This window comes from Aeromonas sobria (assembly GCF_006243315.1).
GTDB lineage: Bacteria > Pseudomonadota > Gammaproteobacteria > Enterobacterales > Aeromonadaceae > Aeromonas > Aeromonas sobria_A.
Window position 1 is genome coordinate 22,304 of the sequence record NZ_NKWE01000018.1, and the last position, 13,667, is coordinate 35,970.

A 13,667-nucleotide genomic window follows, 5' to 3' on the forward strand; every position below is an offset into this window, starting at 1 on the left:
TCTTCATGCCTTAACCGAATAAACTCGTCTGTTTGAGCACTGCCAACTTGGCAATGAAAAAGAGCCACCCCAGGGCGCCCAGAAAAGAACACCAGCGGATAAGATTGCTTTTGGCCAGCCGCAGCGCCATGGTCGCCAGAAACACCAGCACCACAATACCCATCAACTTTTCGCTGAGCCAGGGTGTGCCGTTATTGAACGGGTTGAGATCCAGCGCCACACAGAGCAGCACGCCGGAGAGCATCACCAGACCATTGAGCCAGCCACTGAGTTTCACCACAGGCGCGCTGTAGGCACGGCTAGCGGTTGTTTGCACCCAGTAGAAGCGGAGCATAAAGATCAGCACAGCCCCGGCAATCAGGAAGAAGTGCAGCAGTTTGAGCACAAAATACATCGTTAATCCTTGCAAGGAGTGCCACAACGGCACCCAGCGTATAAAACCTGTCGTTCGACCAAACTCAGGCTAAAACGGGACCTTACCGCTACGGACGGCGCCCCAGCGTGACCCTGTCGTTATCGCCGTAATCGCGCACAGTGGCGACCTCGCGATAGCCGTTATCCCCCAGCAACTGCCGCACTGCAGCGCCCTGATCCCAGCCATGTTCCAGCAACAGCCAGCCATCGGTCAGCAGATAAGCGGGGGCATGGGCCACGATGTGGCGGATATCCGCCAGTCCGGCCTCATCGGCAACCAGCGCCGAGCGCGGTTCAAACCGTACGTCCCCCTGCTCGAGATGGGGATCGGCGCCATCAATATAGGGCGGATTGGAGACGATCACCGCAAAACGGGGCGCCTTGCTCAGGCCTGCATCGCCAAGCGGCTCAAACCAGCTGCCGTGCCGCACTTCGATGGGCAATCCCAGCGCGGCGCTGTTTTCACGGGCCAATGCGGCGGCATCGGCCATCCTGTCCACCGCCCATACATCGACCTCGGGGCGCTCGGACTTGAGCGCCAGCGCGATGGCGCCGGTGCCGGTGCCCAGATCCAGCACGGCGCACGGCCCTTGCGGAATTTTGGTCAGCGCCTGCTCGACCAGCACCTCGGTATCGGGGCGCGGGATCAGGGTCGCCGGGCTCACCTTGAGCGGCAGCGACCAGAACTCCCGTTCGCCCACCAGATGGGCGATGGGTTCACCCGCCAGCCGACGGTCAAGCCACCCTTGCAGGGTGGCCTGCTGGGCGGCATCCAGCTCGCGCTCGGGCCAGGTCATCAGATAGCCGCGGCGACAATCGAGCAGATGGCAGAGCAGCACATCGGCATCGGCACGGGGGGATTCCCCGCCAGCCAGTACCGTCATGATATGGGCACGGGCCTGCTGGATCTGCATCAGTGCCACTCCATCCTATGGGCGCAACACTTAATGCGAGCTTGCCGGATCACCAGTTGCATCAGCTGTTCTCGGCCAGCGAGGCGAGCTGATCGGCCTGATACTCCTGCACCAGCGGCGTGATGATGCAGTCCAGATCCCCTTCCAAAATTTCGGAGAGGCGGTACAGGGTGAGGTTGATGCGGTGCTCGGAGAGACGGCCCTGCGGGTAGTTGTAAGTGCGAATACGCTCGGAGCGATCACCGGAGCCCACCAGATTGCGGCGAGTGCTCTGTTCGGCAGCGCGGTGGCGCTCATCCTCGGCCGCCTGCAGGCGGGCAGAGAGCACTGACATCGCCTTGGCGCGGTTCTTGTGCTGGGAGCGCTCGTCCTGACACTCCACCACCAGACCGGTCGGCAGGTGGGTGATACGAATGGCCGAGTCGGTCTTGTTGACGTGCTGACCACCGGCACCGGAGGCACGGAAGGTGTCGATCTTCAGATCAGAGGGGTTGATCTCGATCTGCTCGGCTTCCGGTACTTCCGGCAGCACGGCGACGGTGCAGGCAGAGGTGTGCACCCGACCCTGAGATTCGGTTTCTGGCACCCGCTGCACCCGGTGGCCACCGGATTCAAACTTGAGGCGGCCATAAACCCGCTCGCCGTCGATCTTGGCGATCACCTCCTTGTAGCCACCGTATTCACCGTCGTTGCAACTGACGATGGAAAGGCGCCAGCCCTGACGCTCGGCAAAGCGTGAATACATGCGAAACAGGTCGCCGGCAAAGATCGCCGCTTCGTCGCCACCGGCACCGGCGCGGATCTCCAGATAACAGTTATTGTCATCGCGGGGATCCTTGGGCAGCAGCATCACCTGCATCGCCTGCTCCTGTTGCTCCAGGGCGGCCTTGACCAGTGGCAGCTCCTCCTGCGCCATCTCGCGCAGGTCGGCGTCATCCTCTTCCAGCATCAGCTGGGTGGTCTCCAGATCATCCTGCGCCTGACGATAATGCTGGAAAGCGTGAACGATATCTTCCAGCTGGGCATACTCGCGGGTCAGGGCGCGGTAGCGCTCCTGATCCGAGACCACATCCGGCTCGCCGAGCATGGCCTGAACTTCTTCGTGGCGCTCGATGAGGCCTTCCAGCTTTCTGATCAGTGACGGATTCATAACTCTTGCATTCTCAATGGAGGAAGGGGCCGCCAGCATGGCAACCCCGAACAATTACTCTTGGGACAATCCCAGCGCCTGCCGCAAGCGGGACAGCTCGCTCTGATCGCCCTGGGAAGCCGCCTGGCGCAAGGCCTGGGTCGGCGCGTGGATCAACTTGTTGGTGAGGCGATGGGCCATCGCCTTGAGCGCCTGCTCGGCACTCTCGCCCTGTGCCAATGCCAGCAGGGCGCGCTGCAGCTCTTCGTCCGCCACCTGTTGGGACTGATGGCGATAGTCACGGATCAGATCGACCGAGCGCTGACTCCGGTACCAACCCATAAACTCGTCGCGCTCTTCCTGCACGATCACTTCCGCCTGCGCCGCCGCCCTTTTACGGGTTTCGAGATTCTGCTCGATGATCCCCTGCAGATCATCCACCGTGTAGAGATAAGCATCGGAGAGCTCATCCACTTCGGCTTCGATGTCACGCGGCACCGCGATATCCACCAGAAACATCGGCTTGGAGCGGCGGGCCTTGAGGGCGCGCTCCACCATCCCCTTGCCAATGATGGGCAGGGGGCTGGCGGTCGAACTGATGACGATATCCGCCTCGTGCAGATAGTCGGGGATCTCTTCGAGCGTCATCACCTGGGCGCCGAATTCGGCCGCCAGGGTCTGGGCGCGCTGCAGGGTACGGTTGGCCACCATCATCCGGGTGACGTTCTGCTCGCGCAGATGACGTGCCACCAGCTCGATGGTCTCCCCCGCCCCCACCAACAGCACCTTGGTCTGGGAAAGGTCGGAGAAGATCCGTCGCCCCAAGCTGACGGCGGCAAAGGCCACCGACACCGCGCTGGCGCCGATCTCGGTATCGGTGCGCACCCGTTTCGCCACCGAGAACGACTTCTGGAACAGCCGCTCCAGGGTTCCCTTGAGGGAGTCTGACTGCTGAGCATGGGCATAGGATTGCTTGATTTGGCCGAGGATCTGCGGCTCACCGAGCACCAGCGAATCGAGCCCGCACGCCACCCGCATCAGGTGGCGCACCGCCTCTTCGTCATGGTGCTGATAGATGGCATTGACCAGCTCGGCGGCATCCAGCCCGTGGAACTGCTGCAACCAGCGCAACACCTCGCTCTGCTGCTCGCCATCCAGGTTGCAGTACAGTTCGGTCCGGTTACAGGTGGAGACAATCACCGCCTCGCTGACACCGGATTGGCTCACCAGTTCACGCAAGGCGCGATCGATGCAGTCCGGGCCAAAGGCGACCCGCTCCCGCAAGGCGACACTGGCGGTGTTGTGGTTGATTCCGAGTGCTAGCAAACTCATGAGTGGGCGACGATCATTTCATATGCAGGGTGCAAAGGCGGCAATTGTACGAGAAAGGGTAAGTCTTTAAAAGCAATACGGCAGCCCCGTATACTGTGGCAAATTCCTCTCTCTGGAGCCTTGCCGTGCTGTTGCGTATTTTCACCCTCACCTGTCTGCTGTTGCTGGCCGGTTGTGCCACCACCCAACCCCAACGGGATCAGGTGAACTGGAACCAGGAGCGGACCCGTCTCGAACAGCTGACCCACTGGCAAATAGTCGGCAAGATGGCCATCATCACCCCCCAGCAGAAAGGCAGCGCCCGCCTCAACTGGCAGCAGGATGGCGAGGATTATCGTCTCAACCTCAGCAGCCTGATTGGCACCAATATTCTGGAGCTCTCCCGCAGCAAGGGGGAGATCACCCTGCTCGACAGCGACGGCAAACGCCACCAGAGCCAGGATGCCGAGGCGCTGATCTATCAGCTCACGGGTTGGCATATTCCGGTCACCGGACTGCCGGAGTGGATCAAGGGGCTGCCGGGTCAGGCGGAGTTCGAACTCAACCCCGACCGCAGTCTGGCCAGTGTCCGTGACGGCCAATGGCAGATCGTCTATGGCGACTATCGGGATCAAGATGGCTACCGCCTGCCCCACCAGCTGACCATGACCGGCCAAAACAGCCGCCTCAAGCTGCAGATCAACCAATGGACGCTGGCCCCTGATGGCGACAACTGAAATGACTTCCACTGACAAGAATCCCGCAATGACCGCAACTCGCTGGCCGGCACCGGCCAAACTCAACCTGTTTTTGCACGTCAATGGTCGTCGCGCCGATGGCTATCACGAGCTGCAAACCCTGTTTATCTTCCTCAATCACAACGACTGGCTCGAGTTCGAGGTGATTGCCGGCAGCGACACACTCACCTTGAGCCCTGCCATTCCTGGCGTGCCAGACGAGCAGAACCTGATCATCCGGGCGGCGCGCCTGCTGCAAGCCAAGCTGCCGAGCCCGCAGGGAGCCCATATCCGGTTGGAGAAAGTGCTACCCATGGGGGGCGGGATTGGCGGCGGATCGTCCGATGCCGCCACCACGCTGGTGGCGCTTAACCAGCTCTGGCAAGCCGGTTTGAGCGAAGATGAACTGGCACAGCTTGGTGTGCAGCTGGGAGCCGATGTGCCGGTGTTTGTCCGTGGTCGGGCCGCCTTTGCCGAAGGGGTGGGTGAGCGGCTGCAACCGGTCGAATTACCAAGCGCCTGGTATCTGGTGCTCAAACCCGATTGCCATGTGGCGACGGCGGCGGTATTTCAGGATCCGGACCTGCCCAGAGCCACTCCGAAAATGGCGTTGGACAACTTGCTGGCAGGTGAGTGGAAAAACGATTGCGAATCACTGGTGAAAAAGCGCCACCCCGAGGTTGCCAATGCGCTCGGCTGGTTGCTAGAATACGCGCCGTCGAGAATGACGGGCACAGGAGCCTGCGTCTTTGCTCAATTTGAAGACGAAGTGACTGCTCGGGAAGTGTTTGCCAAGGTGCCGAAGGGGCTAGATGGGTTTGTCGCGAAAGGCGAGAACATATCACCTCTCTTCTGGACATTGCAACAGTTCAAATGATTGGGGTATCGCCAAGCGGTAAGGCAGCGGGTTTTGATCTCGCCATTCCTAGGTTCGAATCCTAGTACCCCAGCCAAATCCAGAGCCATAATATCCTTGCTCGTTATCTTGATAAATCGTTTGCCCCAAAACGATATGGGTCTGGTTTCAGACTCCCCCACATACTGGATGCAACCCCGAGGTTTCAAACCGTGCCTGACATGAAGCTGTTTGCTGGTAACGCAACGCCGGAACTAGCCCAGAAGATCGCAGATCGCCTGTTTATCAAACTCGGCAATGCTGCCGTAGGTCGCTTTAGCGACGGCGAGATCAGCGTACAGATCAATGAGAATGTACGTGGTGGCGATATCTTCATCATTCAATCCACCTGTGCCCCAACCAACGACAATTTGATGGAATTGATCGTTATGGTGGATGCACTGCGTCGTGCTTCAGCTGGCCGTATCACAGCCGTTATCCCCTACTTTGGTTATGCCCGTCAGGACCGCCGCGTCCGTTCCGCCCGTGTACCTATCACCGCCAAGGTTGTCGCTGACTTCCTCTCCAGCGTGGGTGTGGATCGCGTGCTGACCGTTGACCTGCATGCCGAGCAGATCCAGGGCTTCTTTGACGTTCCGGTCGACAACGTGTTCGGTAGTCCGGTACTGCTGGAAGACATGAAGTCCAAGAACCTCGAGTCTCCAGTCGTCGTCTCGCCAGACATCGGCGGCGTAGTGCGTGCCCGCGCCATCGCCAAGCTGCTGGACGATACCGACATCGCCATCATCGACAAGCGTCGTCCCCGCCCGAACGTCTCTCAGGTCATGCACCTGATCGGTGATGTTGCTGGCCGCGACTGCGTCATCGTTGATGACATGATCGACACTGGCGGCACCCTGTGCAAAGCCGCAGAAGCCCTGAAAGAGCGTGGCGCCAAGCGTGTATTCGCTTATGCGACTCACCCGGTCTTCTCCGGCACTGCCGTCGAGAACATCAAAAACTCGGTGATCGATGAACTGATCATCACCGACTCCATCCCGCTCACCGCGGAGATGAAAGCGATTGGTAAAGTCAAACAGCTGACTCTCTCAACCGTGCTGGCCGAAGCCATTCGCCGCATCAGCAACGAAGAGTCCATCTCTGCCATGTTTGAGCATTGATAGATTCAGCAATAACGAAAACCGCCTGCTGGCGGTTTTCGTCTTTCTGAACCCTCTCTTTCCACCCCTCTGCTATCTGGTACGACCCTGCCCCCGGCAGGCTTAAGGATTTACCCATGAATTGCTTGCGTCCCCTCCTGCTCGCGACCCTCACCAGCGCCCTGTTTGCCTGTCAGCCGGCGAAAGAGAGTCAACCCTTCGTGCTGACCCTGGCCCACATGAACGATACCCACTCCCAGTTTGATCCGGTCAATGCCGATCTCACCGGGCAGATCTTTGGCCAGCAGGAGGAGACGGACACCCTCTACACCCGTTTTGGCGGTTACCCCCGGCTGCTGACCATGGCAAAGGTGTATCAAGCCGAGGCATTGGCCAAGAACCAGCCCATGCTGCTGCTGCACGGTGGCGACGCCTGGCAGGGCAGCGGCTACTTCAAGCTCAACGAAGGGATGGCCAATGCCGATCTGCTGAGTCAGTTCGGCCTGGATGCCATGGCACTGGGCAACCACGAGTTCGATCTGGACAACCAGAAGCTGGCTCGCTTCATCGAGGGGGTCAACTTCCCGGTGCTGGCTGCCAACCTCGACACCAAGGCCGATCCGGCCCTCAGCAAAGCCGACAACCTCAAGCCCTTCGTGGTCTATGCCTTTGACGGCAACCAGAAGAGCCCGGTCACCGATCTCGACAAGCTGCCGCAAGGCAAACAGCTGGTCGCCATCATCGGTCTGGTGCTGGAAGACATGGGTAATATCGCCCCCAACGTCGGCAAGCTGCGCTTTGGCAAAGAGGTCACCTCGGCTCAGGCCACGGTCGACATGCTGCAGGCCAAGGGGATCAACCAGATCGTGGCCCTGACCCACATCGGCAACGAGCGGGATCTGGCGCTGGCGGCCAAGGTGAATGGCATCGATGCCATCGTCGGTGGCCACTCCCACAGCCTGCTCGGCGATTTTCGCAATATTGGCTGGGGCAAGACCGGCGACTACGCCAAGCTGGTGACCAACCCGGACGGCATTGGCAAGACCTGCGTGGTGCAGGCCGGCTCTTACGCCCAAGCCATCGGTCTGGCGCAGGTGACCTTTGACAGCCAAGGCCAGCTGACCGACTGCCAGGGCCACAACAGCCTGCTGGCCAGCCGCGACTTCTTCGCCGATCCGGCCCGCAAGCAAGCGCTCGACCAAACCCGCAGCAAAAAAGCCAGTCAGTTTATCGACAACCAGCCCAATCTGGTGACCGTGGATGAGGATCCGCGCCTGCGCGGCATCATCGACAGCCACTACAAACCGGCGCTGGAGAAAGCCTACGGCCCGGTGATCGGCACCATACCCGCACAGCTACAAAATGCCCGTCGCCCCGGCGATAACGGCAGCGACAACCACGGCTCCGATGTGGCACCGCTGGTCGCCGAAGGGGAGTTTTACTGGGCCAATACCCCGCAAGTTCAGGCCCTGACTGGCGGGGCGGTGGACTTCGCCCTGCTGGCAGTCGGCGGCGTACGTGCCGAACTGCCCGCGGGCGAATGGCGTGAAGGGGACAGTGCCCTCACCCTGCTGCCGTTCAAGAACCAGCTCTCGGTGCTGACCCTGACCGGCGCCGAGGTACGCGCCCTGCTGAGCGAAACCATCAGCGCCACCCTGCCCGCCAGCGCCCATGCCGGCAAGTTCCCCTATGGTGGCCACCTGCGCTACACCTTCCAGGAGACCGACCCAGGCAAAGCGGGCACCCTGACCCGGTTGCAGCGCAAGACGGCAAGCGGCGAGTGGCAGGATCTGCTGGATAGCCAGCGCTATCGGGTGGTGATGAACGCCTACAGCGCCAACGGCAACGATGGCTGGCAGGCACTGGCCAATGCCCAGCGCCACCAGAGCGAGCGGGTCGATATCGCCAGCGTCAATGGCCAGCTGACCGCCTTCCCGGTGCTGAAAGTGGCACAAAACGGCGAGCTGCTCAGCGCCGTCTATGCCCCGGGCCAGGCCCTCGATTGCAAGGCCAGCGGCGTGGATTGCGGCACCGATGCGGCCTCCTTCGTCCAATATGTGCGCGAGGCTCGCCCCACCCTGACCGCGCTGAATGAAGAGACCGTCACCCTGCTGCGAGCCAAGTAAATCGGCCTATTCGTTACCTGCAACAGGCCTCTCGCATGAGGCCTGTTTATTGATTGATAGCCGACCGTTAGCTGCCAGAGTGACTCAAATCCCGCCAGAACATGAGCATTGGTTGAGTGATCGTCACTCGGCGGCTAGAATATTGCGTCCTATTGCCCTGGGTAGTGTACCCATGGCAGCTGCGAGTGAAGACATCAAGCGTGACAAGCGAAATCAAACTGATCGTCGGACTGGGTAACCCCGGCCCGGAATATGCCAAGACCCGCCACAATGCGGGCGCCTGGTATGTGGAGCAACTGGCCCGCTGGCACAATGTCAGCCTGCGTGAAGAACCCAAGTTCTTTGGCCATACTGCCCGCATTCAGGTCGAGGGGCAGGATGTGCGTCTGCTCATCCCGAACACCTATATGAACCTCTCTGGCAAAGCGGTCGCTGCTCTGGCGCGCTTTTATCAGATTGAGCCAGAAGCAATGCTGGTTGCCCACGATGAACTTGACCTGCCGCCGGGCATCGCCAAGTTCAAGCAGGGCGGTGGTCACGGCGGCCATAACGGCCTCAAAGACATCATCGCCAAAATGGGCAACAACAATAACTTCTTCCGGCTGCGCCTCGGGATCGGCCATCCCGGCAGCAAAGAGCTGGTGGCAGGCTTTGTGCTGACCAAGGCCCCCGGCAGTGAACAGAACCTGATCGACGCCGCGCTGGATGAATCCCTGCGCGCCACCGATATCCTGTTCAAACAAGATATGACCAAGGCCATGAATCGGCTGCACAGCTTCAAAGCCGAAAAGGTGTAGGTCGATTTGACCCTGTACGGGCATTGTGCCGGTGCATGAGCAACGACCAGAACAAACATGACATGGGCCGCCTGCCGGCGCCCCTCAACAGCATCCATCAAGTAAGGTAACAATCCATGGGTTTTAAATGCGGTATCGTGGGCCTGCCCAATGTAGGCAAATCCACCCTGTTCAACGCGCTGACCAAGGCCGGTATCGAAGCCGCCAACTTCCCGTTCTGCACCATCGAGCCGAACACCGGCGTCGTACCGATGCCAGATAGCCGCCTCGATCAACTGGCTGCCATCATCAATCCGCAGCGCGTTGTGCCGACCACCATGGAATTTGTCGACATCGCAGGTCTGGTCGCCGGCGCCTCCAAGGGTGAGGGTCTGGGCAACCAGTTCCTGGCCAACATCCGTGAAACCGAAGCGATTGGCCACGTGGTGCGCTGCTTCGACAACGAGAACATCATTCACGTTGCTGGCAAGGTCTCCCCTGCTGACGATATCGAAGTGATCAACACCGAGCTGGCCCTGTCGGATCTGGACGCCTGCGAGCGCGCCATTCACCGCCAGTCCAAGCGCGCCAAAGGTGGCGACAAGGATGCCAAGCTGGAAGTGGAAGTGCTGGAGAAGATCCGCGTTGCACTGGAAGATGGCCAGATGATCCGTGGCTTGAAGCTGGACAAGGAAGAGCTGGGCGCTATCAGCCAGTTCAACTTCCTGACCCTCAAGCCAACCATGTACATCGCCAACGTGGCGGAAGATGGCTTCGACAACAACCCCTACCTCGACAAGGTGCGTGAAATCGCCGCCGCCGAAAATGCCGTGGTGGTCGTGGTCTGCTGCGCCATCGAATCAGACATCGCTGAGCTCGACGACGAAGACCGTGCCGAATTTATGGCCGATCTGGGCATCGAAGAGCCGGGCCTGAACCGGGTGATCCGCTCCGGTTACGAGCTGCTCAACCTGCAAACCTACTTCACTGCCGGTGTTAAAGAGGTTCGCGCCTGGACCATCCCGGTCGGTGCTACCGCCCCGCAAGCGGCAGGCAAGATCCACACTGACTTTGAAAAAGGCTTTATTCGCGCCCAAACCATCGCCTTTGACGACTTCATTACCTACAAGGGTGAGCAAGGCGCCAAAGAAGCGGGCAAGATGCGTGCAGAAGGGAAAGAGTACATCGTCAAAGATGGCGATATCATGAACTTCCTGTTCAACGTATAAGTGCTTTAGCCCTTTTTAAACAATCGGTTAAACAGGGTCAATCCGGCGTTGTGGTCGGTGTGACAAATTGCTGAAAAAGCCCGTCTGGAAACAGATGGGCTTTTACTTTTAGCGCATGCCACAGTCATTATTTGGCAGTGAAGTAAACGGGTAACCTCTTCTCGGCACGGCTCAATGCACTGCGCCACCACAACTCCCCACGGTTCACCATAAAAAGCCGGAGCATCTTGCTCCGGCTCCCGCTATCTGGCTGAAGGTCGCGACTCCCTGTGATAGAGCAGCCTTATCTCATTGAGTAGCCACATCACCTTGGCATCCTGGTTGTGGCGTTTGTGCCACAGCAGGATAAAGGTGACCTCCAGCTGTTTATAGAGCTTCTCCGGCAATGGCAACGGCATGGTCACCAGATTGGGATGATATTTGGCCGCAAAACCGGCGCAGTAGGAGGGGGCGACCGCAATCAACTCATGATTGGATTGGGAAGCAACATTCAGCGCCTGCTCGAAGTTGGATACCATAATAGGCACCTTGCGCTGCAACCCCTGATCCTCCAGCAGCATATCCAGACTCCAGGTTTCCTTGACCTCCAGCACCACGCTGCAGTGGGAGCAAGCCAGAAAGTTCTCCAGTGTCCACTGTTGCAGCAACGGGTGGTCATTGCGCAAGAACACCACTGGCAAGTCATGGAACAGCACTTCGTGATCGATGTAATAGGGCAGGTTGCTGATCTTGGCCAGAGAACGGTCATAACGCTCGCGGACACAGACGCCGAGATCCGCATCGCCATTGACGAGATCAGTGAGGGAGTGGTGATTCCACCCCTGCATCTTGACCACCGAGTTGGGATACTTCTCATGGATGGTGATGGGCAGATCCCCCAACAGGCTGTTGTAGAAGGGGGATTGCATCACCAGATTGAAGCGGGCCCCGTCGGGGATCGCCTCACTATTGAGCGAGGCGATGCTGCCGGTAAGCTGAAACCAGGCCTCCAACTCCTCGGTCAGCGCCAGAGCGAGGTTGGTGGGTAGTAATCCCTTGCGCCCTCGCACAAAGAGCGGATCGGCAAACCAGTCCCGCAACTTGGCCAGCGCCTTGCTCACGGTGGAAGGGGTCACACTAAGCTGCTTGGCGGCGCCCGCCACACTGCGCTCCGCCATCAAGTATTTGAATACCACCAGCAGGTTCAAATCGAGCTCACCCAGTGTTCGCATACGTCCTCTCATCAAGGGCTCTCATCGTGAAGGTGCCTTTCGGACTGCGAACGATGACCTTCGCACGCTGATCGACCGATCTGTGTGCAAAACTATCCACCGAAAACCAGTCCCCAAGCACCATCAGAGTAGCTAGCCTGTTTTCTCTCTGCGACACCGCAACCATGCACTACTGAACCACATACGGCCAAACAACAGATTATCGAATGCTCACCTATCTTTTGTTCATCACCAACACGACACCATCCAGTTCAGGGAAGCCGATAAGCAGCATCTCTGCTCCGCTATCATTTTTAAGAGTCGCACCATATGCCACAGCCCCATTTCTTCCCTTGGCCAATCCTTCGTTGTTAAAAAGATCGGGGGCAGTCCAGTTTACCCCTTTCGCGAGGTCAAACCGACACTTGTCAAAACCGGTAAAAATCAGCTTGTCGAAATTTGTTTTACCCGATGACGTTGCATCCCCCACCAGGGTACATCCGGCAGCCGGAAACGTCATCGTGACCGTCACCTTGTCACCATTGCGGGTTGTCTCCACATCGCCCAGCATATCCGTGCTATACCCCTTATTGTCATGCCAGTTATCCGTATTTATGGCGCGGGTTTTCAACTCCGTTAAGGATATTTTACCAGACCATTTTGGATACATTGAGGTGCCAGCACTAACGAAATCAAGCTCAGTATTAAGTTTCGAGGAAATATTAGGATTGTTCACCTTTATCTGCGGTGTGTTGTGAACAATATCATTATAAGAAACATCTACCCGCTTGATGACAAGTTCTGCAGGGACACGACCATCGGCCATTTGCCGGTTCATTTGACGACTGATACTTGTGAGCTGTACTGAATTAGGATTGTCTTTTAATATTTCATCACGACTCTGATCTACCCACCATGTGGTGGCCATCACACCATTATTGACCCATACACTCCAGCGAGTAACGCCTCTCTCATCAACCTTTTGATATTTCAATGCCAAACCAGTCAGGTCTATCGCCCCGTTGGTTTGTATATAATCAGCTTTATAAAGTGTTGCATTAGGTATAGTCACATGTTCCAGTGCAAGGGGTTTAACCGGGTCACTGGCTTTTACAACAGTTGTTTCATCAGATCCACCACCACAGCCATAAAGCGCCGCCATACCAGCAGCCGCCAATAAAACACTTTTCAATTGAGTCACACGCTATCTCCTTTACTTGTCATGCCGCACAATCAATTTGTGCTGTGCGAGGTGCATAAATACCGAAACTCAGGCTGCCAAACAGGGAGTCCCAAAAACCGACTTTGGTCTCTATCCGTACAACATTCTCGCTACCGTGACAGATCGCGGCCGCATCAATCGTATCGTTGATGCCGAAGTCGATATCGGAAAAGAAAAAGTGGCTGGTAATTTCTTTCGAACTGACAATCGCACCTTTGTTAAGTGCAAATGCCTGGGAACCATCGGAATGCACACTGTTTTTCGCGCAACCACAGAGCAACACGGTCAACCCAATGGCCGTTATAGTTTTGTGATTAATCATTTAAACAACCTTTCCAGTTTCGTTAATCCACCATATCTGGCTTTAACGGCAATATATTAACAGCAAGAATAGACACCCAATGGCATAAAACCATGAGAAAGTTGTAATGAATTATTTCATAAGTGTTCGATGAGCAATAGATATCCCCTGGTGATACATCCAGATGTAAATACAGGGTAATAATGTCAACGCAAGCCGATATTTTTATTATTGATGAGTAGCCACTGACAGATATGGATATATCCCGATAGCACATCGCAGCTTTTATTATAAATGGCAGTATCTAACAGCGGAGAGTGTGA

Annotated in this window: 12 protein-coding genes, 1 tRNA gene and 1 pseudogene; 7 read left to right on the top strand and 7 right to left on the bottom strand. The window is 57.6% G+C overall.

Annotated features, from left to right (window positions below; genetic code table 11):
* Nucleotides 1-10 precede the first annotated feature (10 nt).
* From CF137_RS04650 to hemA, 4 genes are all read right to left on the bottom strand, one after another.
* Nucleotides 11-394, bottom strand: coding sequence for a SirB2 family protein (locus CF137_RS04650; RefSeq protein ID WP_139718200.1), 384 nt, complete (start codon nucleotides 392-394; stop codon nucleotides 11-13).
* An 88-nt stretch (nucleotides 395-482) separates the two neighbouring features.
* Entirely contained in the window at nucleotides 483-1,328 is an 846-nt protein-coding gene (gene prmC, locus CF137_RS04655; protein WP_139718201.1) for a peptide chain release factor N(5)-glutamine methyltransferase, read from the bottom strand.
* 61 nt (nucleotides 1,329-1,389) lie between these two features.
* On the bottom strand, nucleotides 1,390-2,478 hold the full coding sequence (prfA, locus tag CF137_RS04660) for a peptide chain release factor 1 (protein WP_042020540.1): 1,089 nt from the start codon (nucleotides 2,476-2,478) through the stop codon (nucleotides 1,390-1,392).
* Between the two features lie 54 nt (nucleotides 2,479-2,532).
* On the bottom strand, nucleotides 2,533-3,789 hold the full coding sequence (gene hemA, locus CF137_RS04665) for a glutamyl-tRNA reductase (protein ID WP_101318372.1): 1,257 nt from the start codon (nucleotides 3,787-3,789) through the stop codon (nucleotides 2,533-2,535).
* 125 nt (nucleotides 3,790-3,914) lie between these two features.
* Here hemA and lolB point away from each other — a divergent pair, with 125 nt between their 5' ends.
* The 7 genes and pseudogenes from lolB to ychF all read left to right on the top strand — a co-directional run bounded on the left by lolB (nucleotide 3,915) and on the right by ychF (nucleotide 10,631).
* Nucleotides 3,915-4,505, top strand: coding sequence for a lipoprotein insertase outer membrane protein LolB (gene lolB, locus CF137_RS04670; RefSeq protein WP_162515840.1), 591 nt, complete (start codon nucleotides 3,915-3,917; stop codon nucleotides 4,503-4,505).
* 28 nt (nucleotides 4,506-4,533) lie between these two features.
* Nucleotides 4,534-5,404, top strand: a pseudogene (ispE, locus tag CF137_RS04675) (4-(cytidine 5'-diphospho)-2-C-methyl-D-erythritol kinase).
* Nucleotides 5,384-5,458 (top strand) — tRNA-Gln (locus CF137_RS04680). Before ispE ends, CF137_RS04680 begins: the two are co-directional and overlap by 21 nt.
* A gap of 115 nt (nucleotides 5,459-5,573) precedes the next feature.
* Nucleotides 5,574-6,521: a ribose-phosphate pyrophosphokinase gene (locus CF137_RS04685; RefSeq protein WP_042020535.1), complete on the top strand. Its 948-nt coding sequence runs from the start codon at nucleotides 5,574-5,576 to the stop codon at nucleotides 6,519-6,521.
* Nucleotides 6,522-6,637: 116 nt separating this feature from the next.
* Nucleotides 6,638-8,626, top strand: a complete 1,989-nt coding sequence (locus CF137_RS04690; RefSeq protein ID WP_139718204.1) for a bifunctional metallophosphatase/5'-nucleotidase — start codon at nucleotides 6,638-6,640, stop codon at nucleotides 8,624-8,626.
* Nucleotides 8,627-8,826: 200 nt separating this feature from the next.
* Nucleotides 8,827-9,423, top strand: a complete 597-nt coding sequence (pth, locus tag CF137_RS04695; protein ID WP_098970084.1) for an aminoacyl-tRNA hydrolase — start codon at nucleotides 8,827-8,829, stop codon at nucleotides 9,421-9,423.
* Between the two features lie 116 nt (nucleotides 9,424-9,539).
* Entirely contained in the window at nucleotides 9,540-10,631 is a 1,092-nt protein-coding gene (gene ychF / locus CF137_RS04700) for a redox-regulated ATPase YchF (RefSeq protein ID WP_101347712.1), read from the top strand.
* Between the two features lie 242 nt (nucleotides 10,632-10,873).
* On the opposite strand, the gene yidZ is transcribed toward ychF, so the two are convergent.
* From yidZ to CF137_RS04715, 3 genes are all read right to left on the bottom strand, one after another.
* Nucleotides 10,874-11,842, bottom strand: coding sequence for an HTH-type transcriptional regulator YidZ (yidZ, locus tag CF137_RS04705; protein ID WP_139718226.1), 969 nt, complete (start codon nucleotides 11,840-11,842; stop codon nucleotides 10,874-10,876).
* A gap of 214 nt (nucleotides 11,843-12,056) precedes the next feature.
* A complete protein-coding gene (locus tag CF137_RS04710; protein WP_139718205.1) occupies nucleotides 12,057-13,022 on the bottom strand; it encodes a hypothetical protein in 966 nt (321 codons plus the stop codon).
* A 19-nt stretch (nucleotides 13,023-13,041) separates the two neighbouring features.
* On the bottom strand, nucleotides 13,042-13,365 hold the full coding sequence (locus CF137_RS04715; RefSeq protein ID WP_139718206.1) for a Bor/Iss family lipoprotein: 324 nt from the start codon (nucleotides 13,363-13,365) through the stop codon (nucleotides 13,042-13,044).
* Nucleotides 13,366-13,667 lie beyond the last annotated feature (302 nt).

Coding starts and splice junctions, on each gene's coding strand:
- CF137_RS04650 (WP_139718200.1), bottom strand. CDS start 394: ATGTATTTTGTGCTCAAACTGCTGCACTTCTTCCTGATTGCCGGGGCT.
- prmC (WP_139718201.1), bottom strand. CDS start 1,328: ATGCAGATCCAGCAGGCCCGTGCCCATATCATGACGGTACTGGCTGGC.
- prfA (WP_042020540.1), bottom strand. CDS start 2,478: ATGAATCCGTCACTGATCAGAAAGCTGGAAGGCCTCATCGAGCGCCAC.
- hemA (WP_101318372.1), bottom strand. CDS start 3,789: ATGAGTTTGCTAGCACTCGGAATCAACCACAACACCGCCAGTGTCGCC.
- CF137_RS04690 (WP_139718204.1), top strand. CDS start 6,638: ATGAATTGCTTGCGTCCCCTCCTGCTCGCGACCCTCACCAGCGCCCTG.
- ychF (WP_101347712.1), top strand. CDS start 9,540: ATGGGTTTTAAATGCGGTATCGTGGGCCTGCCCAATGTAGGCAAATCC.
- yidZ (WP_139718226.1), bottom strand. CDS start 11,842: ATGCGAACACTGGGTGAGCTCGATTTGAACCTGCTGGTGGTATTCAAA.
- CF137_RS04715 (WP_139718206.1), bottom strand. CDS start 13,365: ATGATTAATCACAAAACTATAACGGCCATTGGGTTGACCGTGTTGCTC.